The organism is Methylibium sp. (genome assembly GCF_035762065.1).
GTDB lineage: Bacteria > Pseudomonadota > Gammaproteobacteria > Burkholderiales > Burkholderiaceae_C > Methylibium.
Window position 1 is genome coordinate 1 of sequence record NZ_DASTPW010000054.1, and the last position, 22,525, is coordinate 22,525.

A 22,525-nucleotide genomic window follows, 5' to 3' on the forward strand; every position below is an offset into this window, starting at 1 on the left:
CGCACCATCCGCATTCCGGTGCACATGATCGAGACGATCAACAAGATGAACCGCCTCTCGCGCCAGCACTTGCAGGAGTTCGGCTTCGAGCCGGACGCACCGACGCTGGCCGAGAAGATGGAGATGCCCGAGGACAAGATCCGCAAGATCATGAAGATCGCGAAGGAGCCGATCTCCATGGAAACGCCGATCGGCGACGACGACGACTCCCACCTCGGCGACTTCATCGAGGACACCAACAACACCGCGCCGATCGAAGCGGCGATGCAGGCCGGCCTGCGCGACGTGGTCAAGGACATCCTCGACTCGCTGACCCCACGCGAAGCGAAGGTGCTGCGCATGCGCTTCGGCATCGAGATGAGCACGGACCATACGCTCGAGGAAGTCGGCAAGCAGTTCGACGTGACGCGCGAGCGCATCCGCCAGATCGAGGCGAAGGCGATCCGCAAGCTCAAGCACCCGAGCCGCTCCGACAAGCTGCGCACCTACCTCGACAATCTCTGATCGAGCTCGGCCCGTCGACGAGCCCGGCGCGCGCGCCGGGCTTTTTCGTTCGCGCGACGGAACCGCGAGGCGCCTCGCTAGGGATATCCCGCGGAGGAGCGCTCGGTAGAATTTCGTGACAAGTTCCTCGCTTCCTCGATGACCAGCCTGCTCCAGCGCACCGTCTTGTTCGCCGACCTCCGAGGCAGCACCGGCCTCTTCGAGACGATGGGCAATGCGGATGCGGCGGCGGTCGTCGCGCAGAGCGTGGGCTTGATGACCCAGATCGTCCACGGCTGCGGCGGGCAGGTCGTGAAGACGCTCGGCGACGGGCTGATGGCCGTCTACGAACACCCGCAAGGCGCGATCGACACCGCCGACGAGATGCACGATTCGCTCGGCCGCGCTGTGGCCGGCACCGGCGCCGAAGGCGTGCGCCGGCCTACGCTCAAGCTGCAGGTCGGCATCGCGCTCGGCGAAGTCGTCGAACTCAATCGCGATTGCTTCGGCGATGCGGTGAACGTCGCCGCCCGGCTGCTCGACCGCGCGGGCGACAACGAGACGCTGTGCACCCAGCAGGTCGTCGACGGCCTGGAGGTCGATCACCGCGGCCGCTTCCGGTCGCTGTCGAAGCTGCAGCTGCGTGGCCGGCAGGAGCCGGTGCAGGTCTACCGGCTCGACGCCCGGCGCTTCGGCGAAACCGTGGCCACGCGCTTCGAAGGCTCGATCCCGACGCCCGAGCTCGACGGCATCCGCCTCGTCTGGACCGACATCAACCGCGTCTTCGCCGGCATCGACCTGCCGATCGTGCTCGGCCGCAGCCCGCAGGCGACCTACTGCATCGACGACACGCGCGTCTCGCGTTCGCATGCGCGCGTCGACTGGCACGGAGGCACCTTCCAAGTCAGCGACCTTTCGTACAACGGCACCTACGTGCGCTTCAGCGGGCGCTCCGAAGTGATCGCGCTGCGGCGCGGCAGCTGCACCTTGCACGGCAGCGGCGTCATCTGCCTCGGCGCCGCACCCACCGACCCGACCGCGCCCACCGTTCACTTCGACGTGATGAGCTTCGCCGACACGGTGCCGCGCGCGACGAGCTGAAGCCCCCGCTCAGACGCGCAGCGCCTCGCACAGCGACAGCAGATCCTGGCCTCGCCAGTCGGGCTCGACGCCCGCCGAAGCGACGGGCCCGTCGGCTCGCCGCACCCACGCGGTGGCCATGCCGGCGTGATGTGCTCCGATCACATCGAGCGCGAAGTCGTCACCGACGTGCAGCACCTGCTGCGGCTCACAGCGCGCTTGCACACGCGCCGCATCGAAGATGCGGCGGTCCGGCTTGCCGACGCCGACCTCACGCGCGCTGATCCACGCCGAGAGCCGCCCGGCCAGGTTGTCGATGCGTGCCGGATCGGCGTTGCCGTTGCTGAGCGCGATCAAGGGCCAGCGCGCGGCGAGCCGGTCGAGCGCCGGCAGCGCATCGGCATAGAACTCGACGCGGTTGCGCTCGGCGAAGAAGACGTCGAAGGCCGGCTCGGCCAGCGCCGCGTCGCAGCCGGCGTGCTGCAAGGCGCGACGCAGCGTTTCCTTGCGCCACGCGGTCAGGTCGTGCGCAACGTGCTGCAGGTCGCGCTCGACCTGCGCGCGCAGCGCCAGCATCCCCTTGCGGTCGAAGTGCAATGCGACGGCCGGCGCATGCTCGGCGAGCCAGGCCTGCAGCGCCGCTTCGGCCCGCTGGATCACTGGGCCGATGGGCCACAACGTGTCGTCGAGGTCGATGGTGATCGCGCGCAGTCGCTCAGGCTTCAAGGGCATCGGCGCAGTGTGCCGGCAAGGCGCCTGCGCCCGCGGCTCGCGGACAATCCGCGCCGATGCCCTCCCACGCCGCCGAACCGCCGTACCGCCATGGCGACCCGGACCGCACAGCGGTCCTGCTGATCAACCTGGGCACGCCCGACGCGCCGACCGCGCCCGCGCTGCGCCGCTACCTCGCCGAGTTCCTCGGCGACCCGCGCGTCGTCGAGATCCCGCGCGCGCTGTGGCTGCCGATCCTGCATGGCGTGATCCTCAACGTGCGCCCGCGCCGCTCGGCCGCGAAGTACGCGAGCATCTGGCAGCCCGAAGGCTCGCCGCTCGCGGTGTGGACGGCGAAGCAGGCCGCAAGCCTGGGCGAACGCTTCGGCGCGCTCGGCCAGCCCGTTCTCGTGCGCCACGCGATGCGCTACGGCAACCCTTCGGTCGCGAGCCAGCTCGATGCACTGAAGGCCGAAGGCGCGCGCCGCATCCTCGTCCTGCCGCTTTACCCCCAGTACGCCGCGGCGACCACCGCGAGCGCCTTCGACGCCGTGTACGCCTGGGCCTCGAAGGTGCGCCGGCTTCCCGAATTGCGCTTCGTCAACCGCTACCCCGACGATCCCGGCTACATCGAGGCGCTCGCCGCGCGCATCGAAGCGCATTGGCAATTGCACGGTCGGCCCGAGCGGCTGGTGCTCAGCTTCCACGGCGTGCCCGAACGCACGCTGCAGCTCGGCGACCCTTACCACTGCGAATGCCACAAGACCGCGCGCCTGCTCGGCGAGCGGCTGGGCATCGGCGCCGGCGAGATGCTGGTCACCTTCCAGAGCCGCTTCGGCAAGGCGAAGTGGCTCGAGCCCTACACGGAGCCGACGCTGATCGAGCTGGCGCGCGCCGGCATCAGGCGCGTCGACGTCGCCTGCCCCGGCTTCGTGGCCGATTGCCTCGAGACGCTGGAAGAGATCGCACAGGAGGCGCGCCATGCCTTCCTGCAGGCCGGCGGCGAGGACTTTCGCTACATCGAATGCCTTAACGACACGCCCGCGTGGATCGACGCGCTGGCGCGCCTCGCGCTCGCCCAGATGCAGGGCTGGCCGATCGCGCCCACCCCGTTGACCGAGCGGCAGGCGCAGGCCGAGCGCGCGCGACAGCTGGGCGCGGCGGTTTAGCCGGGCTGCGCCGTCATCGGCTGTCGAGCCGAGGACAACCCCCAAGGTCGTCAGTGCGCGCCGCCGCCTGCGCGAAAGACCGACCGCTAAACTGCCCCGGACTCGTCGCCGCCGTCGCCCGGCCTGCGCCATGTCCCACCCCCCGCATCCCGACAGCAGTCACCCTTCGTCGATGAGTTTCTCGTCCGAGCCGCCCTACACGACGCGCCAGCCGGAGTCCGAACAGGGCTGGCAATCGACGCGTGTGCAGACCCAATATTCGCCGCGGCTCGACCTCCCCGATGGCCGCGGCGACTCCGACGCCCAGGACATCGGCCGCGCCGTCGGCGACGGCACGCGCGAGCTGTTCGTCGCCTGCGAGCCGGCCGACGCTTTGGTGCAGCAGTTCGATCACCTGCAGCCCGAGTTCATCGCCGTCCACGACCTCGGCGTCAGTGCATCGCACAAGTTCCTCGCAGGCGTGGCCGCGGCCGGCCAGCGCTCGATGCAGAAGCTGGTGATCCGGCGCAACGGCGCCGGCACGGTGCTCGCGACGATCCAGTTCGTCGACTGCCCCGCCGCGAACGGCCAGGGCGTGCGGCTCTACAGCACCGAAGTCGACGGCGACACGCGCACGCGGCAGGCGGTGGCGCGCGTGCTGCTCGGTCGCAGCCGGCTGGGCATCGCGATGGTCGGCGACCTGCCGGCGCACGGGCTGCAGGCCGCGCTGCTGCCGTGGCGCGAAGCCTCGTTGCAGCCGGGCTGGCTGTGCCGCCGGATGCTGTTCATGCCGCTGGTCGCGAGCGCCGCGCTGCCGCCCGAGCTGGCGCGCTTCCGGGCCGCGACGGTGATCGACGTCTCGCTGATGCCGCAGGTGACGAAGCCGGCCGAGGTCTGGTCGCAGCTGTGCAGCGCATGGAACGCGCTGCAGCGCTTCGGCAAGCCGGGCCGCGCGCTCGAATCGCTGCCGCTGCTCGGCGGGCCGGCCGCGGTGCGCGCCGCCGCCGCGCTCGATTCCTCGCACGGCCGCCTGATGGCACAGCGCGCCGATGCGCTGGCCCCGGCCGGGCCGGCCACCGCGGTGTCGTCCTCAGGCTCGGGCGCCTTCCATTCGCAGCCGGCGGGCTTGGCGGCGCAGTCCGGCGGCTACACGACCCAGCCTTCGGGTTGGAGCTCGCAGCCCGGCGGTCACGCGACACCGGGCGTCGGCGCGGCGACGATGTTCCCCGGTGCCGCCGAGTCGCGGCCGCTGCCGCCGGCGGCCCAGCCGGGCAGCGGCGCGGGCACCTCGGCCATCCCGCTGCCACCGACGCCGATGCCGGTCGTCGGCGTACGCGGCCCGTTGAACGACGAGCCGCTCGAGCGCTACCTGTCCGACGTGAGCCAGATTGCCGGCGTGGTCAGCGTCTGCGCCTTCGACCTGATGAGCGGCCGCCCGGTCGGCCATGCCGGCGCGCGGCCGGGGCCCGAGGAACTCGCGCGCCACGGCAGCTCGATGTTCGTCTCGATGATGAGCGCCAGCCGCGGCCTGGGCCTCGGCGCGGCGGTGCCCGAAACCTCGATCACGCTCGGCCAGCACCACCTGCTGCTGCGCCCGCTGCCGGCGCATCCGGGCATGGCGGTGCACATCGTGCTCGACAAACCGCACGTCACGCTGGCGCTGGTGCAGATGCAGCTGCGCCGGCTCGACGAGGCGCTGATCGTCGCGGCGCGGATCACGCCGTCGACCGACGCGCCCCCGTCCAGGCGCTGAAGAGCGACGGGCGGTCGCCGAGGGAGCGGCGAAGCCGCACCGGGTGCCGTCAGTCCTTCTCGAACCGGAACTCGCCGGGCGCGCGGATCGGGTCGACGTCCACCGGCACCACGTCCTTCGGCGCGAACTTCCCCTGCAGCAACAGCTTCGACAGCGGGTTCTCGATGCGCTGCTGGATCGCGCGCTTCAAGGGCCGCGCGCCGAAGACCGGATCGAAGCCGACCTTCGCCAGCTCGGCCAGCGCCGTCGCCGATACCTCGAGCCGGATGTCGAGCTTCGCCAGCCGCGCCTCAAGCGCCTTCAGCTGGATGCGCGCGATCGATTCGATGTGCTGCGCGTCGAGTGCATGGAACACCACCGTCTCGTCAATGCGGTTCAGGAACTCCGGGCGGAAGTGCTGCTTCAGCTCGGCCCAGACCGCGTCACGGACGTCCTCGGCCGGCTGGCCCGTCATCTGCATGATCAGGTGCGAGCCGAGGTTGCTCGTCATCACGATCACCGTGTTCTTGAAATCCACGGTGCGGCCCTGGCCGTCGGTGAGCCGGCCGTCGTCGAGCACCTGCAGCAGCACGTTGAACACGTCCGGGTGCGCCTTCTCGACCTCGTCGAGCAGCAGCACGCTGTAGGGCTTGCGCCGCACGGCCTCGGTGAGATAGCCGCCCTCGTCGTAGCCGACGTAGCCCGGCGGCGCGCCGATCAGCCGCGCGACCGAGTGCTTCTCCATGAACTCGCTCATGTCGATGCGGATGAGCTGCTCCTCGCTGTCGAAAAGGAAGCCAGCGAGTGCCTTGCACAGCTCGGTCTTGCCGACGCCGGTCGGGCCGAGGAAGAGGAAGCTGCCGGTCGGCCGGTTCGGATCGGAAAGCCCCGCGCGCGAACGGCGGATCGCGTCGGCCACCGCGCGGATCGCCTCGTCCTGGCCGACCACGCGCTCGTGCAGCTTGTCCTCCATCTGCAAGAGCTTCTGCCGCTCGCCCTGCATCAGCTTGGCGACCGGGATGCCGGTGGCGCGCGCGACGACCTCGGCGATCTCCTCGGCGCCGACCATCGTTCGCAGCAGCTGCGGCTTGCCGTCGCTGCCGCCCTTGGCTTCCTTGGCCTGCGCGTCCTTGAGCTTGCGCTCCAGCTCCGGCAGCTTGCCGTACTGGAGCTCGGCGACCTTGTCGAAGTTGCCCTTGCGCTTGAGCTCCTCGATCTGCGTGCGCGCGCGGTCGATGTCCTCCTTGAGCTGCGCCGAGCCCTGCGCGGTGGCCTTCTCGGCCTTCCACAGTTCGTCGAGGTCGGCGGCCTCGCGTTCGAGCTTCGCGATCTCTTCCTCGATCAGGCCGAGCCGCTTGATCGACGCCTCGTCCTTCTCCTTCTTGACCGCCTCGCGCTCGATCTTGAGCTGGATCAGCCGGCGGTCGAGGCGGTCCATCGCCTCGGGCTTGGAGTCGATCTCGATCTTGATCTTGGCCGCGGCCTCGTCGATGAGGTCGATCGCCTTGTCGGGCAGGAAGCGGTCGGTGATGTAGCGGTGGCTCAGCTCGGCCGCGGCGACGATCGCCGGGTCGGTGATCTCGACCCCGTGGTGGACCTCGTACTTCTCCTGCAGGCCGCGCAGGATCGCGATGGTCGCCTCGACCGTCGGCTCGCCGACCAGCACCTTCTGGAAGCGCCGTTCGAGCGCGGCGTCCTTCTCGACGTACTTGCGGTATTCGTCGAGCGTGGTCGCGCCGATGCAGTGCAGTTCGCCGCGCGCGAGCGCGGGCTTGAGCAGGTTGCCGGCATCGATCGCGCCTTCGGCCTTGCCCGCGCCGACCATGGTGTGGATCTCGTCGATGAAGACGATCGTCTGGCCCTCGTCGGCGGCGACTTCCTTCAGCACGGCCTTGAGCCGCTCCTCGAACTCGCCGCGGTACTTGGCGCCGGCGAGCAGCAGCGCCATGTCGAGCACCAGCACGCGCTTGTTCTTCAGCGACTCGGGCACCTCGCCCGCGACGATGCGCTGCGCGAGGCCTTCGACGATCGCCGTCTTGCCGACGCCGGGCTCGCCGATCAGCACCGGGTTGTTCTTGCTGCGGCGTTGCAGCACCTGGATCGCGCGGCGGATCTCGTCGTCACGGCCGATGACCGGATCGAGCTTGCCCTGGCGCGCCCGCTCGGTCAGGTCGAGCGTGTACTTCTTGAGCGCCTCCCGCTGGCCTTCGGCTTCGGCCGAGTCCACCTTCTGGCCCGATCCTCCCCGCACCGCGTCGATCGCGACCTCGAGCGCCTTGCGCGTGAGGCCGTGGCCGCGCACGATGCCGCCGAGGTCGGTCTTCGCATCGGCGAGCGCGAGCAGGAACATCTCGCTCGCGATGAATTGGTCGCCTCGCTTGCCCGCCTCCTTCTCGCTCGCCTGCAACAGCGTGACGAGATCGCGGCCCGGCTGCACGGCGTTGCCGCCCTGCACGCTCGACAGCCCCGCGAGCATCGTCTCCATCGCGGTCTTCAAGGCAGCGGTGTTCGCGCCGGCGCGATCGAGCAGCGCTTTCGGTCCGTCGGGCTGCGCGAGCATCGCGGCGAGCAGATGCGCCGGCTCGATGGTCGGGTTGTCGCGGGCGACGGCGAGGCTCTGGGCGTCGGCCAAGGCCTCCTGGAACTTGGTGGTGAGCTTGTCGATGCGCATGGCGGCTTCCTGTCGGGACTCCATCGCAGATCGGGCCATGGCCCGCAGGTTCAAGCCCGCCGGGCGGTCGTCAGCCGCGCGGGCCGATCAGCCCATGGCCGAGCGCGAAGCCGAGTGCCGCGCAGGCCAGCGCGCCGAGCAGATGCATGGCGCTGTGCAGCAGCGCGGTCGCGATCTGGCCGCGATGCAGCAGCTCGAGCGACTCGATCGAGAACGCCGAGAAGGTGGTGAGCCCGCCGAGGAAGCCGGTCACCAGCAGCAGGTGCAGCAGCGGGCTCGGATGCTGCGCGAGCCAGGCCGTGCTCGCGCCGACCAGAAAACCGCCGGCCGTGTTGACGGCCAGCGTGCCGAGCGGGAAGCCGCTCGTCCACAGCGGGTTCAGCCACAAGCCCAGGCCCCACCGGAGCAAGGCGCCCAGTGCCGCACCCAGCGCGACGCAGGCGGCCTGGGCCAGCGTCGCGCTAGGCATTCGTCGCCGCGATGCCCCAGCGCTCGAGCGCCGCGTCGTCGGCAACGCGCGCGTCGACCCAGCGCGCGCCTTCAGGCGTGGTTTCCTTCTTCCAGAAAGGCGCCTGCGTCTTCAGGTAGTCCATCAGGAACTCGCAGGCCTCGAAGGCCTGGCCGCGGTGCGCCGAGCTGACCGCCACCAGCACGATCTGCGCGCCGACTTCGAGCACGCCCACCCGATGCACGACGCGCGCGGCGCGGATGTCGAAGCGCTGCAGGGCCGCATCGATCATGGTCTCGATCGAGCGCTCGGTCATGCCCGGGTAGTGCTCGAGCTCCATGCGGCTGACCGCTGCGCCGTCGCCGCGCTCGCGCACGGTACCGATGAAGCTGGCGACGGCGCCGACGCCGCCGTCGCCGTCGCGCAGCCGGGCGACCTCTTCGGCGAGATCGAAGTCCTCGGTCTGGATGCTGACGCGTTGCGGCTTCATCGCGGCCGATTCTGCCCGCGGCGACCCGCCGCCCGAGCCGCTCAGCGCTGGTCTTCGCGGCGCAGCGCGACGCACTGCGGGTGCGTGTAGTTGACGGTGCGGTCGCACTGCGTCTTCATGCACCAGTAGAGCGCGAAGTTGCTGCGCGGCGCACAGACAGCCGCCGGATCGAGCGAGCCGCTGGCCGCTTCGCGGCGCGCTTCGAGGGCCCGGGCGGCGTCGGAATCGTCGACGCGGGAACGCGGGGCATCGTTGCCGACGATCACGCCGGCGCGCGTGGCGTCACCGCCGACCGCCACTTCGGCGCGCGGTGCCTGGCTGCCGGCGGCCCCCGCACGCTGGGCGGCGTCGGCGCGCGCCGACGTCGGCAGCACCGCCTTGCCGGACTCGCCACCGGTCAGCGGCGGCGCCGCCTCCGGCCCGGCACCGGCCGGGGGCAGCGGATAGGGGCTGGCCGCCTGGCCGACGGGGGTCGCCGCCCCGGCAGCCGCGCCTTGCGGGCCGGGCGGACCGGCCGCGGGCGGCGCCTGCATCGCGGCGATGCCCGGGTTCGCGGGCGGGAGCAGCCCGACGCTGCCGGCGACCGCGGGCGGCGTCTGACCGAACCACTGGGCGAACGGCAGCGCATCGAGGCTGCGTTCGTTGGCGAGCCCGAAGACGAGCATCGCCATGCCACCGACCAGCCCGCCGCCGACGGCCCAGGGCCAGTGCCGCTTCGGCTTCGGCGTCGGCGCGCGGCGCCCCCACGGGATATCACCGGCGCGGGAGCCTTCGGCCGGGCCGTCGTAGAAGGGGCCGTGGACGCTGGCCCGGCGGCTCACCGGCCAGGGTTCGGGCTCGACCCGCTGCGCATCGCCGACGGCGAACGACGGCAGCTGCCACGGCGGCTCGCTGTCCGGATCGGCCGCGCGCATCGGCGGTGGATCGAGCGGCACGGGGCGCGAAGACCGCATGGCCGGCTCCGCATGCGAGAACCGCGCAGCCGGCTCGGCCTGCGACGGCCATGCGGCCGGCTCGGCCCTCGCAGGCCGCGACATCCGTGCCGCGGAATCGGCACGTGCAAGTCGCGCGGCGGCCCGCTCGACCTGGGAAGACCGCGCTATCCGCCCGGCGCGAGAAGGTCGGGCGGCCTGCTCGGCTTGTCCGAGGCGGCCTGCCTTTTCGGCTTGATCCGGGCGAGTGGCCTGTTCGGTTTGTCCAGGTCGAGTGGCCTGTTCGGCTTGTCCAGGGCGAGCGGCCTGTTCGGCCTGTCCAGTTCGAGCGGCCTGTTCGGCCGCGTGCGGCGCAAGCAGCGGCCAGCCGGGCTCGATCGCGCCCGAGGCGGCACGGCTCGTCGGCCAGGGCTCTTGCGCCGGGTCCGACGCCGCGGACGGCATCGGCAGCGACCACGCTGCCTCGTCCTGCATCGGCGGCGGCTCGATGCGCGCCGCCGGCATCGCCGGCGCCTGCCGCACCGCTTCGAGCACCGACGGCGCCGCCGGCGCGGTGGCGAGCAGGCGCCGGAAGGCCTCGGCGTCCTGCGGCCGCACCGAAGGGTCGAAGGCCAGCGCACGTTCGAGCGCGGCCATCCAGCCGGCGCTGTAGCGCAGCGAAGGGTGGCGCTGCAGCACGCCTTCCCAGCGCGACAGCGACCCGCCGTGGCCGGTGGACGTGGCCTCGGGCAGCTCGCCCGTGCTGGCGAACCACAGCACCGCGGCGAGCGAAAAGAGATCGGCCGCCGGCGTCGCCTCGACGCCGTACAGCGCCAGCTCGGGCGCCGCGTAGCCGGGCTCCGGCGACACGGCGCGCCACGGCGCGAGGCTCGCGATCGCGTTGCGGGCGGCGTCGCAGTCCAGCAGCAGCGGCTCGCCGTCCTTCGCGTCCCCGCGCAAGGCAATGGCGCCGGGGCGCACGTTGCCGTGGATGCGCCCGGCCCGGTGCACCGCGTCCAGCGCGCCCAGCAGCGGCTCGGCGAGCGCGCGCAGCCATTGCTCGTCGATCGGGCGCGGCCGGCCTTCGAGGTGATGCGAGAGGCGGTGCGTGGCGGCATCGACCCGCAGCCGGTAGGCGGTCGAGCGCAGCGGCCACATCGGCCCGATGCGCACCAGCGCGCGATGCTCGATCTGGGCGAGCGCTTCCGACTCGGCGATGAATGCGCGCAGGCCGGCGTCGTAGAGCTCCGCGAAGTTGGCCTCGCGCAGCGTGGCCTCGCCGTCGGCGCCGCGCTGCACCAGCGCCTTGGGCCAGTACTCGTCGATCAGCACGTCGGACTCGGACGCCGTGGCGCGCGCGCGATAGCACAGCCGGAAATCGTCATGCTCGACGACCTCGCCGAGCACGAAGCTGCCGACCGCGCTGCCGGGGGCGGCGCTGTCGGCGACGGCGCGGCGCGGCGCGCGCGGCTTGACCGACGCGGGCAGCGCGGGCGCTTCGCGGGGCTCGAGGGCATCGAGCGGCGGATGGATGGACACGGGAGCGTTCATGGCGTGGCGGCTGCGACGCGGGAGGAGGAACGGAGCATGGATCGAAGCCAAGCCGGCAAGTTCGCACCGGCGGTGGAGACGGCGGCACCAGCGGTAACGAGCGGCAAACGGCGTGCCGCGATGCGGACTGCTTGCGCTTGCCTGGCCGTCAGCCGCCGGTCACCGGCGGAAAGAACGCGACTTCATCGCCCTCTTGCAGTGCGGCCGCGTCGTCGGCCATCGCGTGGTTGAGCGCCGCGCGCAGGTTGCGCGACCGGCCCAGCGCCTCGGCATGCGAGCCGCCGCGGGCGATCAGCGCGTCGCGCAGCGCGCCCAAGGTGGCGCCGTCGAAATCGATCGACTCGCCGGGACCGAGCGCCTCGCGGATCGATGCGAAATAGCGCAGGTTCAGCTTCATCGTCAGGGCCGGTCGGAAAACGGCAGGAAGCGCACGAGATCGCCGCGTGCGATGGCGTGGCCGGGCGGGTTGTCGATCAGGCCTTCCGCCCAGACCGCCGAGGTCAGCACACCGGAACTCTGGTTCGGAAACAACTCGAGCAGGCCGTCGGCGCCACGGCGCGCCCGCAGGAACTCGCGGCGCGCGTCGGGTCGGCTCCAGTCGAAGCCCGCCGGCAGGGCGAGCGCCGCCGGCTCGGTCGCCGGCATGCCCTGCAAGGCTTGCAGCACCGGCCGCACCGCGACGAGGAAGGTCACGAAGCTCGACACCGGATTCCCCGGCAGGCCGATGAACAGCGCGCTCGCCGGGCCGCCTTCGTTGTCGACACCACGCCGCACGTGGCCGAACGCGAGCGGCTTGCCGGGCTTGATCGCGATCTGCCAGAGGTCGATCGCGCCTTCGGCCTGCACCGCCGGGCGCAGGTGGTCTTCCTCGCCGACCGAGACGCCGCCGGAGGTGAGGATCAGGTCGTGCCCGCGGGCCGCGCGGCGCAGCGCCTCGCGCGTCGCCTCCAGCCGGTCCGGCACGATGCCCAGGTCGCCCACTTCGCAGCCGGCCTGCTGGAGCAGCGCACGCAGCGTGTAGCGGTTCGAGTTGTAGATCGCGCCGGGCTTCAAGGGCTCGCCGGGCATCACCAGTTCGTCGCCGGTGGAGAACAGCGCGACACGCGGGCGCCGGACGACATCGAGCGTCGCCGCGCCGACCGAAGCCGCGAGCCCGAGCGCCTGCGGCGTGAGCCGGGTGCCGGCCTCGAGCACGACAGCGTCGGCGCGCACGTCCTCGCCACGCCGGCGGATCCACTGTCCGGCTTCGGGCGGCGTCTTCACGCGCACCGCGGGCCGGCCGTCGAGCATCGTCGTCGGCTCGCAGTGCTCCTGCATCACGACCGCATCGGCGCCTTCGGGGATCGGCGCGCCGGTGAAGATGCGCGCGGCCGAGCCGGCTTCGAGCCGCACGCCCACCTGCCCGGCCGCCACCCGCTGCAACACCGGCAGCACGCCGCCCCGCGATGGGACGTCCGCAGCACGCATCGCATAACCGTCCATCGAGCTGTTGTCGTGCGGCGGCACGTCGAGCCGCGAGCGCACGGCTCGCGCCAGCACGCGGCCGAGCGCATCGAAGGTCGAGACCGCTTCGGTCTCAGCCAGCGGGCTCGTTGCCGCGCGCAGGCGGGCGAGCGCCTCGTCCAGGCTCAGCATCGGGGGTCGGATCGCAGCGTTCGGCATAGGCGGCCTCGTTGTCCGCGAGATAGGGCGAACGGTAGACGTGGCGATCGGCCTGGCCGAGCAGCCAGGCAGTGACCGCGTCCGCGTCGTTGAGATCGAGCACCGGCAGCTGCGTGGGCTGCGGCAGCGCCGCGGGGCTGTCGGTCGCGATCGCGACGACGAAGGGATCGTTCGGGTATTGCAGGCGCTGGCCGGTCGTGGCGCGCCAGACCTCGATCTTCAATACATCCGCGTGCTTGAAGCCCTCGATCAGCGCCCAGTCGGCCGCCGGCGACAACTCGGCGATCAGCTGGTGGACGTTCAGGTCGGCCTCGAGTTCGAACTCGCGGATCTTCGCCAGCCGCCGGTTCGACGCGATCACCACCTCGAAGGCGCCGGCCGCACGGTGGCGGTATGAGTCCTTGCCGGGCTGGTCGATCTCGAAGCTGTGATGCGCATGCTTGACGACCGACACCCGCTGGCCCGCCAGGCGCAGCCGCGCGACGAGCTGCTCGACGAGCGTCGTCTTGCCCGAGCCCGAGTAGCCGCAGAAGCCGACCACCTTCATCGGCAGCTCTCGTTCATCGGCGCGTGCCGAGCGCTCGCTCAGCGTCCAGGCGCACCGACCGCATGCTCGGCGATGTGGCGCTTGACCCCTGCGGCGTCGGCCGGCATGCGCAGCACGCGCTTGGGCAGGGCTTCGATGCCCTCGAAGCCCGGCGGGCGCTCCGGCTCGCGGCCCAGCGCCTCGCGGATGGTCGCTGCGAACTTGATCGGCAGCGCGGTCTCGAGCACCAGCATCGGCACGGCCGGGTCGAGGTGCTCGCGCGCGACCTTCAGGCCGTCGGCGGTGTGCGGATCGATCGTCACGCCGTAATGCGCGTGCGTCGCGCGGATCGTCGCGATGCGATCGGCGTGCGTGCTGCGGCCCGAGGCGAAACCGAACTCGCGCACGCGGGCGAACTCGGCCGGCTTCAGCTCGAAGCCGCCGTCTCGCGCGAGGCCGGCGCCGAACAGCGCGGCGGTGCGCGCGCCGTCGCGGCCGAGCAGATCGAACACGAAGCGCTCGAAGTTGCTGGCCTTGGAGATGTCCATCGACGGGCTCGAGGTCTCGTGCGTGTCGGCCGCGCCGCGCACGCGATAGCGGCCGGTGCGGAAGAACTCGTCGAGCACGTCGTTCTCGTTGGTCGCCACGACCAGTTGCTCGATCGGCAGACCCATCATCCGCGCGACGTGGCCGGCGCAGACGTTGCCGAAGTTGCCCGACGGGACGGCGAAGCTCACGGGCTGGTCGCTCGAGCGCGTGGCGCGCGTCACCTGGAACCAGCCGGCGAAGTAGTACACGACCTGCGCCAGCAGCCGAGCCCAGTTGATCGAGTTGACGGTGCCGATGCGGTGCGCGCGCTTGAAGTCGAGGTCGCCGGACACCGTCTTGACGATGTCCTGGCAGTCGTCGAACACGCCGTCGATCGCGAGGTTGTGGATGTTCGCGTCGGCCAGGCTGAACATCTGCGCCTGCTGGAACGGGCTCATGCGGCCGTGCGGGCTCAGCATGAAGACCGCGACGCCGCGCTTGCCGCGCATCGCGTATTCGGCGGCACTGCCGGTGTCGCCCGAGGTCGCGCCGAGGATGTTGAGCACTTCGCCGCGGCGCGCCAGTTCGTACTCGAACAGGTGGCCGAGCAGCTGCATCGCGACGTCCTTGAACGCCAGCGTCGGGCCATTGGACAGCGCGAGCAGCGCGACGCCGGCGCCGCTGGCGGCGCCGGCCCGATCCACGAGCGGCTTCAGGGGCGTGATCGCGTCGCTGCCGAACACCTCGCGGGTGTAGGTCTTGCGCACGATCGCGCGCAGGTCCTCGGCCGGGATGTCGTCGATGAACAGCGACAGGATCTCGAAGGCGAGATCGGCATACGACAGGCCGCGCCAGCGCGCCAGCGTCGCGGCATCGATCTGCGGGTAGTGATCGGGCAGGTAGAGGCCGCCGTCGGGCGCGAGGCCTTCGAGGAGGATGTCGGAGAAGCCTCGCAGCGTCGGCTCGCCGCGCGTGCTCAGGTACTTCATCGCGCCCTCCCCCGGCTCGTTCCAAGGCAGCCGAGCGCGCACCCGGGGGGCGGCGCGGCCAAGCGGTTGCGAGCGTGAGGGCGCATATCAGGCCAGCTCTTCCTTGCGGATGCGAACGATCGGCGCAAGCACGCTGCCGAGCGCCTGCATCTTCGCCAAGGCCGCCCGCATGCGGCCTTCCAGCGTGTCGTGCGTCAGGATGACGAGGTCGGTCTGGCGTTCGCCCTCGCCACTCTCGCGCTGCAGCACCGCGTCGATCGAGATCGAGTGCTCGGCGAGGATGCGCGTGATGTCGGCCAGCACGCCGGCTTCGTCGGCGACGCGCAGCCTCAGGTAGAACGCGGTGATGGTCTCGTCGATCGCGAGCACCGGCGTCGCGGCGAGCGCATGGGGCTGGAACGCGAGCGCGGGCACGCGGTGGTCGGGGTCGGCGGTGATCAGCCGCGTGACGTCCATCAGGTCGGCGACGACCGCGGAGCCGGTCGGCTCGGCGCCGGCGCCCTTGCCGTAGTGCAGCGTGGAGCCGACCGCGTCGCCGTGCACCACCACCGCGTTCATCGCGCCTTCGACGTTCGCGATCAGCCGCTTCGCCGGGATCAGCGTGGGATGCACGCGCAGCTCGATGCCGACCGTCGCCCCCTGAGCGTCTTCGCGCCGCTTCGTGATGCCCAGCAGCTTGATGCGGTAGCCGAGCTGTTCGGCGTAGCGGATGTCCGCGGCCTGCAGGCCGGCGATGCCCTCGACGTGAGCCCGCTCGAACTGCACCGGCGTGCCGAAGGCGATGGCGCTCATGATCGTCGCCTTGTGTGCCGCGTCGATGCCTTCGATGTCGAAGCTCGGGTCGGCCTCGGCATAGCCCAGGCGCTGGGCCTCGGCGAGCACCGCGGCGAAGTCGAGCCCTTTCGAGCGCATTTCCGACAGGATGAAGTTCGTCGTGCCGTTGATGATCCCGGCGATCCAGCCGATGTGGTTCGCCGCGAGGCCCTCGCGCAGCGTCTTGATGATCGGGATGCCGCCGGCCACCGCGGCCTCGAAGCCCACCGCGACGCCGCGCTCGCGAGCGGCCGCGAAGATCTCCGTGCCGTGGATGGCGAGCAGCGCCTTGTTCGCGGTGACGACCGGCTTGCCGGCGGCGATGGCCGCGAGCACCAGCTCGCGCGCGCGCGAGGTGCCGCCGATCAGCTCGACGACGATGTCGATGTCGGCGCGGCGCACGAGCGCATCGAAGTCGTCGGTCAGCGCGACGGCGTCGCCCAGCGAGCGGCGCGCTTTGGCGAGATCGCGCGCCGCGACCGCCGCCACGTCGATGCCGCGGCCCGCGCGGCGCTGGATCTCGGCGCGGTTGCGCTCCAGCACCTTGACCACGCCACCGGCGACCGTGCCGGCGCCCAACAGGCCGATCCTGATTGCCTTCATGCCGTGTGCCGCTTGCGGTAGTGGTCGAGGAAGCGCGCGATGCGACCGAAGGCATCGGCGAGGTCGTCGGTGTTCGGCAGGAACACGACGCGGAAGTGGTCGGTCGCCGGCCAGTTGAAGCCGGTGCCCTGCACGATCAGCACCTTCTCCTCGGCCAGCAACTCGTAGGCGAAGGCCTGGTCGTCGGCGATCGGGTAGACCTTCGGATCGAGCCGCGGGAACATGTAGAGCGCCGCCTTCGGCTTGACGACGCTGACGCCCGGGATCGCGTTCAGCATCTCGTAGGCCATGTCGCGCTGGCGCGCGAGCCGCCCGCCCGGCGCGACGAGGTCCTTGATGCTCTGGTAGCCGCCCAGCGCCGTCTGGATCGCGAGCTGCCCCGGCGTGTTCGCGCACAGGCGCATCGAGGCCAGCATGTTCAGGCCCTCGATGTAGTCGCGCGCATGGCGCTTGTCGCCCGACACCACCATCCAGCCGGCGCGGTAGCCGCAGGCGCGGTAGTTCTTGGAGAGGCCGTTGAAGGTCACGAACAGCACGTCGTCGGCCAGCGAGGCGATGCTCGTGTGCTCGGCGCCGTCGTAGAGCGTCTTGTCATAGATCTCGTCGGCGAAGACGATCAGGCCGTGCTGGCGCGCGACTTCCGCCAGCGCCTTCAGCAGATCGACCGGGTAGAGCGCGCCGGTCGGGTTGTTCGGGTTGATGACGACCAGCGCCTTGGTCTTTGGTGTCACCTTCGAGCGCAGATCGTCGAGGTCGGGCAGCCAGCCCGAGCCTTCGTCGCAGCGGTAGTGCACCGGCGTGCCGCCCGACAGCGACACCACCGCGGTGTGCAGCGGGTAGTCGGGCGCGGGGATCAGCACTTCGTCGCCGCTGTCGAGCAGCGCGTTCATGCTCATCGCGATCAGCTCGGAGGCGCCGTTGCCGAGGTAGACATCGTCGACTGTGACGCCTGCGATGTGCTTCTCCTGCGTGTAGTGCACGACCGCCTTGCGCGGCGCGAACAGACCCTTGCTGTCGGTGTAGCCCGCGGCCACCTGCGAAGGCAGGTTGCGGATCATGTCCTCGACGATCTCGTCGGGCGGCATCAGCCCGAACGCGGCGACGTTGCCGATGTTCAGCTTGATGATCCGCTGGCCCTCTTCTTCCATCGCGCGGGCCTTGTCGAGCACCGGGCCGCGGATGTCATAGCAGACGCTGGCGAGCTTGCTGGACTTGGCGATGAGCTTGGGCAAGAAGGGCTCCGGAAGCGGCGTCGATGCTCGCGTTGCGCAACGAAAAGCGGCCGCGCGGCGAGCCGAGAATTACACCACGCCACCCCCACGCTTCCTCGACGGCGGAACCGCCGCGAACCCCCTTGCCTCCACCCGCGCATGAAGCTGCAAGCCGACCCCCTCGACGCCCCCGGGCTCAACCTGATCGCCCGCTACGACGCCCACGGCGTGCAGCTCGGCGAACGCGTCTGGCGCGAAAGCCTCGTGCTGCCCTGGCAGGGAGAGGTGCGCGGCTGGCCGGTCGCGTCCTTCGACGCGCTGCGGGCCGATCTGTTCGAGCCGCTGGTCGAGCACGATCCCGAGATCGTGCTGTTCGGCAGCGGCCCCCGCCTGCGCTTCCCGCGGCCGGAATGGACGGTGGCGCTGATGCGCCGGCGCATCGGTTTCGAGACGATGGATCTGAGCGCCGCCTGCCGCACCTACAACCTGCTGGCGGCCGAAGGGCGCAGGGTCGTCGCGGCGCTGTTGATCGAGGCCGCGTCGAGCTGAGACGCGCGGCTTGCGACGGTGGATCGCCGAGCACCGCCTCCTATAATCACGGCCGTTGCCCGCAAGGGCTGCTCAAGCCGCATCGACATGACGCCCGCTCTCAACAAAGCCCTCCCGGAATTTGAAGCGCAGGCCACCGGCGGCGTGCTCTTCACCCCTCAGGCCTACCTCGGCCAGGCCGTGGTCATGTACTTCTATCCGAAGGACAACACCCCCGGCTGCACCACCGAGGCGATGCAGTTCCGCGACCAGCACAAGAACTTCACCAAGGCCGGCGCGGTGGTGTTCGGCGTGTCGCGCGACAACATGGCCAGCCACGAGAAGTTCAAGCAGAACCTCGAACTGCCCTTCGAGCTGATCGCCGACACCGAAGAAAAGCTCTGCCACATGTTCGGCGTGGTCAAGAACAAGATCATGTACGGCAAGAAGGTCAAAGGCATCGAGCGCAGCACCTTCCTGATCGACCCGGAAGGCGTGCTGATCGCCGAGTGGCGCGGCATCAAGGTGGCCGGCCACGTCGATGAAGTGCTCAAGGCGGTGAAGTCGCTGAAGAAGGCGGCCTGAGCCGGATGCCGGAGCTGCGTTTCGCGGTGGTGCGTTCGGCTGCATGACGCCGCGCACGCCGCCTGCCCCGATGAAGCCGCACAGGCGACTGTGCGGCTTTTTGTTTGCCTGACCAGGACTTCTATGCCCCTGCCCAAGCCCCCTGCGAAGAAAGCCTCCCTGCTGGCCGCCTCCGACTTCGATGCCCAGGCCGCGCCGAAGCCCGCCATCCGTCCGGGCGCTGCCACCGTCCCGGACGATGCGGGCAGCGGCCGGCTCGAACTGCTCGAACCGCACCCGCAACTGCCGGCCGCCAAGGCCGAGGCCGCTGCCGAGATGCCGGTTGTCGCGCGCTCCAACGGCATGCCGACCAAGACCGCGAGCCGCGCCGCGCCGCGCGCCGGCGCCGAACCACGCGCGCGCCGGCCGCGCCACGCCGGCCCGCCGAAGCTCTTCGTGCTCGACACCAACGTGCTGATGCACGACCCGACCTCGCTGTTCCGCTTCGAGGAGCACGACGTCTACCTGCCGATGATCACGCTCGAAGAACTCGACGGCCACAAGAAGGGCCTGAGCGAGGTCTCGCGCAACGTGCGGCAAGTGAGCCGCGAGCTCGACGCGCTCGCCGGCGGCCCCGACGCCAAGCAACTCCAGGCCGAGGACGGCATTCCGCTCGCCAAGACCGGCCACAAGGAAGCCGGCGGCAAGCTGTTCTTCCAGACCCTGCTGCTCGACGTCGAGCTGCCCGCCGGCCTGCCGCAGGGCAAGGCCGACAACCAGATCCTCGGCGTGGTGAAGGCGCTGCGCGAGAAGCATCCCGAGCGCGACGTGGTGCTGGTGTCGAAGGACATCAACATGCGCGTCAAGGCGCGCGCGCTCGGCCTGCCGGCCGAGGACTACTTCAACGACAAGACGCTCGACGACGGCGACCTGCTCTACACCGGCGTGCTGCCGCTGCCGCCCGATTTCTGGGAGCGCCACGGCAAGACGATGGAGAGCTGGCAGCAAGGCGGCCACACCTTCTACCGGATCGCCGGGCCCCTGGTGCCGGCCCTGATGGTCAACCAGTTCGTCTACCTCGAGACACCGGGCGCCGCGCCGCTGTACGCGAAGGTCACCGAGATCACCGGCAAGACCGCGGTGCTCAAGACGCTGAAGGACTACTCGCACGCGAAGAACAGCGTCTGGGGCGTGACCGCCCGCAACCGCGAGCAGAACTTCGCATTGAACCTGCTGATGGACCCGGACTGCGACTTCATCACCCTGACCGGCACCGCAGGCACCGGCAAGACGCTGATGACCCTGGCCGCCGGCCTGAACCAGGTGATGGACGACCGCCGCTACAGCGAGATCATCGTCACGCGGGTGACCGTGCCGGTCGGCGAAGACATCGGCTTCCTGCCCGGCACCGAAGAGGAAAAGATGGGCCCGTGGATGGGCGCGCTCGACGACAACCTCGAAGTGCTCGCCAAGAACGACTCCGGCGCCGGCGAATGGGGCCGCGCCGCGACCAACGACCTCGTGCGCTCGAAGATCAAGATCAAGAGCCTGAACTTCATGCGCGGCCGCACCTTCCTCAACAAGTTCGTGCTGATCGACGAGGCGCAGAACCTCACGCCCAAGCAGATGAAGACCCTGATCACGCGCGCCGGTCCGGGCACCAAGATCGTTTGCCTCGGCAACCTCGCGCAGATCGACACGCCTTATCTGACCGAGGGTTCGTCGGGCCTGACCTTCGCCGTCGATCGCTTCAAGGGCTGGCCGCATTCGGGCCACGTGATGCTGGCGCGCGGCGAACGCTCGCGGCTGGCCGATTACGCGAGCGAGGTGCTCTAGCCGCACGTCGGCTCGCCGGCCGGCGAGCCGACGGCGTCAAGCTGACTCGCAGCCCCGTCTTCAGCGCCGGAAGGCGTGGGTCTCGAGCACGAAGAACTGCGGGTTCAAGCCCTTCAGCGGCTCGCGCAGCTTGTCGATTTCGGCAGCGGGGCCGTGCACTTCGAGCCGGGCCACGTCGGCGATCTTCAGCGCCTCCGCGAGGATCGAGCCGACGTTCTCCAGGTGCGCGAGCACACCGGCCGCATCGTCGTAGCCCTCGCGGCAGTGAGCCGTGTCGCCGTCGTAGCTGAAGCCGTAGTAGAGGCACTTCGGCTCGTTCCTGGTCGCTTCGACGAAACGCGGGCCGAGCGCCTTGAACTCGGCCAGCTTGCCGGCATGGACCTTGAAGTACGGCACGAGGCTGCAGCAGGTGTCGGGTGTGCTCATGGTCGTTGCTCGCTGGAGGGATGAGGCACTGCAGCTTGCACCGGCCGGTGCGGCAGGCCAGTACGGGCCAACCCTCGGCGGTTGATCGGCTCCTGGCGGGCAAGACCGCCGGAAACACCTCGGCCCGGTACAGATCGACGGTGACGCTGAAGCTGTATTTATATACAGTGATTGCCCGCCCGACGAACCGTTGCAGTCATGGTCTCGCTTTCCGAAACCGATTCCGCGCCCGACCCCCACCGTCGTGCCGGCCGGCTGGCTTCGTCGGCGCTCGCGCTGAGCCAGGTGGCGGCGCGGCTGGACGTGCCGGTGTGGCAGGCCGGGCAACTGGCCCGCAGCGTCGTGGCGACCGAGTCCAGCGGCTGGCCGGCCCTGGACGCCGAGCTGCCCGGCGGCGGCTGGCCGCAGGCCGGGCTGACCGAGTTGCTGATTCCGGCGGCCGGCGGCGAGCTGGCGCTTCTCGCGCCCTGGCTCGGCACGCTGGCGCAGCGGCGGCTCGGGCCGCGCGAGCTGGTCTGGATCGCGTCGCCCGCCAGCCCGACGGCCCCGGCGATGGCCGCCCTCGGGCTGGAGGCCGCCCGGCTGGTCTTCGTGGCGCCCGCTTCGGCCGCCGATGCGGCATGGGCCGCCGAGCAGGCGCTGCGCGCGGGCAGCAGCGCCGCGGTGCTGTGGTGGAGCCAGTCGCTCGGTTCGCCGGCACCGCCGGTGGCGCTGCCCACCTGGCGGCGGCTGCATCTGGCCGCGCAGGCGGGCGCGACGCCCTGCTTCGCGTTGCGCGAGCCCGCGGCGCGCAACCTGAGCAGCCCGGCACCGCTGCGGCTCGCCTGCACCCCGCTCGAAAACCGCCGTTTGGCCGTCGAAGTGTTCAAGCGCCGCGGGCCGCCGATGGCTGCGCCGCTGGAACTGGCGCTGCCCTGGCCGGCCTCGGTGCGGCGCGCCGCGCGACGCCCAGAGGTCGCCGCGCCGAGCGCGGTGATGGCGACGTCCACCGCATCGACGACCACGGCGCCTGCGCCTGGTCGCGAGGCGCGGTGCGACGGCGCGGCCGCCACCGGCACCGCCTCGTCGGTGTCGCTTCGGAGTCCTCGCGATGCTGTGGATCGCGCTGTACCTGCCGCACCTGCCGCTGCAGGCGCTTGAGCGCGCGCTGCCCGGGCAGCCGCCGCGGCCCGCGCTCGCGGTGGTGGACGACCGCAAGCTGATCGCGATCAACCGTGCCGCCGCCATGCTGGGCCTGCGGCTCGGGCAGAGCGCCGCGACCGCGCAATCGCTCGCGCCGCAGTTGCAGCTGCGCCCCCGCGATCCCGATCGCGAACGGGCCTTCGTGCAGGCGCTGGCCCTGGCGCTCGGGCAGTTCACGCCGCAGTTGTGCCCGCAAGCCGGCGGCGTGCTGATCGAGGTGGCGGCATCGTTGCGGCTGTTCGGCGGGCTGCGCCGCCTGCGACGGCGCATCGAGGCCGTCGTGCGGCAATGCGGCGCGCGGGCGCGGCTGGCGACCGGGCGCACCGCGAACGCGGCCTGGCTGCTGGCGAGCCACGGTGCGACGGCGGCCCCGGCGGCGCAGGGGTCGCCGGCCCGCTCGCGCGACGCCCGCCGGCTCGATGCGCTGCCGCT

General features: G+C 71.0%; 21 protein-coding genes. 9 read left to right on the top strand and 12 right to left on the bottom strand.

What is annotated here, in order from left to right:
• The coding region (locus VFR90_RS16740; protein WP_326407302.1) for a sigma-70 family RNA polymerase sigma factor at positions 1–504 on the top strand (504 nt) is incomplete at its 5' end.
• A gap of 138 nt (positions 505–642) precedes the next feature.
• Complete coding sequence (locus tag VFR90_RS16745; RefSeq protein WP_326407303.1) at positions 643–1,584, top strand: adenylate/guanylate cyclase domain-containing protein; 942 nt, start codon at positions 643–645, stop codon at positions 1,582–1,584.
• Positions 1,585–1,593: 9 nt separating this feature from the next.
• Here the strand turns inward: VFR90_RS16745 and VFR90_RS16750 are convergent, their stop codons facing one another.
• Positions 1,594–2,295 carry an HAD family hydrolase gene (locus VFR90_RS16750; protein ID WP_326407304.1) on the bottom strand — a complete coding sequence of 234 codons (702 nt, stop codon included), beginning with the start codon at positions 2,293–2,295 and terminating at the stop codon, positions 1,594–1,596.
• 56 nt (positions 2,296–2,351) lie between these two features.
• On the opposite strand from VFR90_RS16750, the gene hemH reads away from it, so the two are divergent.
• Both hemH and VFR90_RS16760 read left to right on the top strand, forming a co-directional pair.
• The gene (hemH, locus tag VFR90_RS16755; RefSeq protein ID WP_326407305.1) at positions 2,352–3,443 is read left to right on the top strand and encodes a ferrochelatase; all 1,092 of its coding nucleotides are present in this window, start codon (positions 2,352–2,354) and stop codon (positions 3,441–3,443) included.
• A gap of 172 nt (positions 3,444–3,615) precedes the next feature.
• Positions 3,616–5,175, top strand: a complete 1,560-nt coding sequence (locus tag VFR90_RS16760; RefSeq protein WP_326407306.1) for a hypothetical protein — start codon at positions 3,616–3,618, stop codon at positions 5,173–5,175.
• A gap of 49 nt (positions 5,176–5,224) precedes the next feature.
• Here the strand turns inward: VFR90_RS16760 and clpB are convergent, their stop codons facing one another.
• The 10 genes from clpB to VFR90_RS16810 form a co-directional block, all read right to left on the bottom strand.
• The gene (gene clpB / locus VFR90_RS16765) at positions 5,225–7,825 is read right to left on the bottom strand and encodes an ATP-dependent chaperone ClpB (protein ID WP_326407307.1); all 2,601 of its coding nucleotides are present in this window, start codon (positions 7,823–7,825) and stop codon (positions 5,225–5,227) included.
• 70 nt (positions 7,826–7,895) lie between these two features.
• On the bottom strand, positions 7,896–8,294 hold the full coding sequence (gene crcB, locus VFR90_RS16770) for a fluoride efflux transporter CrcB (protein ID WP_326407308.1): 399 nt from the start codon (positions 8,292–8,294) through the stop codon (positions 7,896–7,898).
• Positions 8,287–8,763, bottom strand: coding sequence for a molybdenum cofactor biosynthesis protein MoaE (locus tag VFR90_RS16775; protein WP_326407309.1), 477 nt, complete (start codon positions 8,761–8,763; stop codon positions 8,287–8,289). Before VFR90_RS16775 ends, crcB begins: the two co-directional genes overlap by 8 nt.
• Before the next feature lie 41 nt (positions 8,764–8,804).
• The gene (locus VFR90_RS16780) at positions 8,805–11,225 is read right to left on the bottom strand and encodes a serine/threonine protein kinase (RefSeq protein ID WP_326407310.1); all 2,421 of its coding nucleotides are present in this window, start codon (positions 11,223–11,225) and stop codon (positions 8,805–8,807) included.
• 148 nt (positions 11,226–11,373) lie between these two features.
• The gene (locus VFR90_RS16785) at positions 11,374–11,622 is read right to left on the bottom strand and encodes a MoaD/ThiS family protein (protein ID WP_326407311.1); all 249 of its coding nucleotides are present in this window, start codon (positions 11,620–11,622) and stop codon (positions 11,374–11,376) included.
• Between the two features lie 2 nt (positions 11,623–11,624).
• A complete protein-coding gene (locus VFR90_RS16790) occupies positions 11,625–12,860 on the bottom strand; it encodes a molybdopterin molybdotransferase MoeA (protein WP_326407312.1) in 1,236 nt (411 codons plus the stop codon).
• A complete protein-coding gene (gene mobB, locus VFR90_RS16795; protein ID WP_326407313.1) occupies positions 12,802–13,434 on the bottom strand; it encodes a molybdopterin-guanine dinucleotide biosynthesis protein B in 633 nt (210 codons plus the stop codon). The genes VFR90_RS16790 and mobB overlap by 59 nt, the downstream gene beginning before the upstream one ends.
• 38 nt (positions 13,435–13,472) lie before the next feature.
• Positions 13,473–14,930 (bottom strand): threonine synthase, encoded by a 1,458-nt coding sequence (gene thrC, locus VFR90_RS16800; protein WP_326407314.1) that lies wholly within the window; start codon positions 14,928–14,930, stop codon positions 13,473–13,475.
• Between the two features lie 87 nt (positions 14,931–15,017).
• Positions 15,018–16,346, bottom strand: a complete 1,329-nt coding sequence (locus tag VFR90_RS16805; protein WP_326407315.1) for a homoserine dehydrogenase — start codon at positions 16,344–16,346, stop codon at positions 15,018–15,020.
• Positions 16,343–17,578: a pyridoxal phosphate-dependent aminotransferase gene (locus tag VFR90_RS16810; protein ID WP_326407316.1), complete on the bottom strand. Its 1,236-nt coding sequence runs from the start codon at positions 17,576–17,578 to the stop codon at positions 16,343–16,345. The genes VFR90_RS16805 and VFR90_RS16810 overlap by 4 nt, the downstream gene beginning before the upstream one ends.
• Positions 17,579–17,716: 138 nt before the next feature.
• Between VFR90_RS16810 and VFR90_RS16815 the strand changes: the two genes are divergently transcribed.
• The 3 genes from VFR90_RS16815 (at position 17,717) to VFR90_RS16825 (ending at position 20,485) form a co-directional block, all read left to right on the top strand.
• Positions 17,717–18,106, top strand: a complete 390-nt coding sequence (locus VFR90_RS16815; protein WP_326407317.1) for an Mth938-like domain-containing protein — start codon at positions 17,717–17,719, stop codon at positions 18,104–18,106.
• Between the two features lie 87 nt (positions 18,107–18,193).
• Positions 18,194–18,670 carry a peroxiredoxin gene (locus VFR90_RS16820; protein WP_326407318.1) on the top strand — a complete coding sequence of 159 codons (477 nt, stop codon included), beginning with the start codon at positions 18,194–18,196 and terminating at the stop codon, positions 18,668–18,670.
• Positions 18,671–18,793: 123 nt separating this feature from the next.
• Complete coding sequence (locus VFR90_RS16825; RefSeq protein WP_326407319.1) at positions 18,794–20,485, top strand: PhoH family protein; 1,692 nt, start codon at positions 18,794–18,796, stop codon at positions 20,483–20,485.
• A gap of 60 nt (positions 20,486–20,545) precedes the next feature.
• Here VFR90_RS16825 and VFR90_RS16830 read toward each other — a convergent pair whose 3' ends face one another.
• Complete coding sequence (locus VFR90_RS16830; protein WP_326407320.1) at positions 20,546–20,911, bottom strand: putative quinol monooxygenase; 366 nt, start codon at positions 20,909–20,911, stop codon at positions 20,546–20,548.
• Between the two features lie 198 nt (positions 20,912–21,109).
• Between VFR90_RS16830 and imuA the strand changes: the two genes are divergently transcribed.
• Both imuA and VFR90_RS16840 read left to right on the top strand, forming a co-directional pair.
• Positions 21,110–22,051, top strand: a complete 942-nt coding sequence (gene imuA, locus VFR90_RS16835; protein WP_326407321.1) for a translesion DNA synthesis-associated protein ImuA — start codon at positions 21,110–21,112, stop codon at positions 22,049–22,051.
• On the top strand, positions 22,002–22,525 hold a 524-nt coding region (locus VFR90_RS16840), incomplete at its 3' end, for a Y-family DNA polymerase (RefSeq protein ID WP_524538616.1). The genes imuA and VFR90_RS16840, both read left to right, overlap by 50 nt.

What these genes read in the sequence shown, in the direction of transcription:
- VFR90_RS16750 (WP_326407304.1), bottom strand. Translation starts at nt 2,295, where the DNA reads ATGCCCTTGAAGCCTGAGCGACTGCGCGCGATCACCATCGACCTCGAC.
- VFR90_RS16830 (WP_326407320.1), bottom strand. Translation starts at nt 20,911, where the DNA reads ATGAGCACACCCGACACCTGCTGCAGCCTCGTGCCGTACTTCAAGGTC.
- VFR90_RS16780 (WP_326407310.1), bottom strand. Translation starts at nt 11,225, where the DNA reads ATGAACGCTCCCGTGTCCATCCATCCGCCGCTCGATGCCCTCGAGCCC.
- VFR90_RS16815 (WP_326407317.1), top strand. Translation starts at nt 17,717, where the DNA reads ATGAAGCTGCAAGCCGACCCCCTCGACGCCCCCGGGCTCAACCTGATC.
- clpB (WP_326407307.1), bottom strand. Translation starts at nt 7,825, where the DNA reads ATGCGCATCGACAAGCTCACCACCAAGTTCCAGGAGGCCTTGGCCGAC.
- mobB (WP_326407313.1), bottom strand. Translation starts at nt 13,434, where the DNA reads ATGAAGGTGGTCGGCTTCTGCGGCTACTCGGGCTCGGGCAAGACGACG.
- VFR90_RS16760 (WP_326407306.1), top strand. Translation starts at nt 3,616, where the DNA reads ATGAGTTTCTCGTCCGAGCCGCCCTACACGACGCGCCAGCCGGAGTCC.
- thrC (WP_326407314.1), bottom strand. Translation starts at nt 14,930, where the DNA reads ATGAAGTACCTGAGCACGCGCGGCGAGCCGACGCTGCGAGGCTTCTCC.
- VFR90_RS16790 (WP_326407312.1), bottom strand. Translation starts at nt 12,860, where the DNA reads ATGCTGAGCCTGGACGAGGCGCTCGCCCGCCTGCGCGCGGCAACGAGC.
- VFR90_RS16820 (WP_326407318.1), top strand. Translation starts at nt 18,194, where the DNA reads ATGACGCCCGCTCTCAACAAAGCCCTCCCGGAATTTGAAGCGCAGGCC.
- VFR90_RS16805 (WP_326407315.1), bottom strand. Translation starts at nt 16,346, where the DNA reads ATGAAGGCAATCAGGATCGGCCTGTTGGGCGCCGGCACGGTCGCCGGT.
- VFR90_RS16825 (WP_326407319.1), top strand. Translation starts at nt 18,794, where the DNA reads ATGCCCCTGCCCAAGCCCCCTGCGAAGAAAGCCTCCCTGCTGGCCGCC.
- VFR90_RS16775 (WP_326407309.1), bottom strand. Translation starts at nt 8,763, where the DNA reads ATGAAGCCGCAACGCGTCAGCATCCAGACCGAGGACTTCGATCTCGCC.
- hemH (WP_326407305.1), top strand. Translation starts at nt 2,352, where the DNA reads ATGCCCTCCCACGCCGCCGAACCGCCGTACCGCCATGGCGACCCGGAC.
- crcB (WP_326407308.1), bottom strand. Translation starts at nt 8,294, where the DNA reads ATGCCTAGCGCGACGCTGGCCCAGGCCGCCTGCGTCGCGCTGGGTGCG.
- imuA (WP_326407321.1), top strand. Translation starts at nt 21,110, where the DNA reads ATGGTCTCGCTTTCCGAAACCGATTCCGCGCCCGACCCCCACCGTCGT.
- VFR90_RS16745 (WP_326407303.1), top strand. Translation starts at nt 643, where the DNA reads ATGACCAGCCTGCTCCAGCGCACCGTCTTGTTCGCCGACCTCCGAGGC.
- VFR90_RS16785 (WP_326407311.1), bottom strand. Translation starts at nt 11,622, where the DNA reads ATGAAGCTGAACCTGCGCTATTTCGCATCGATCCGCGAGGCGCTCGGT.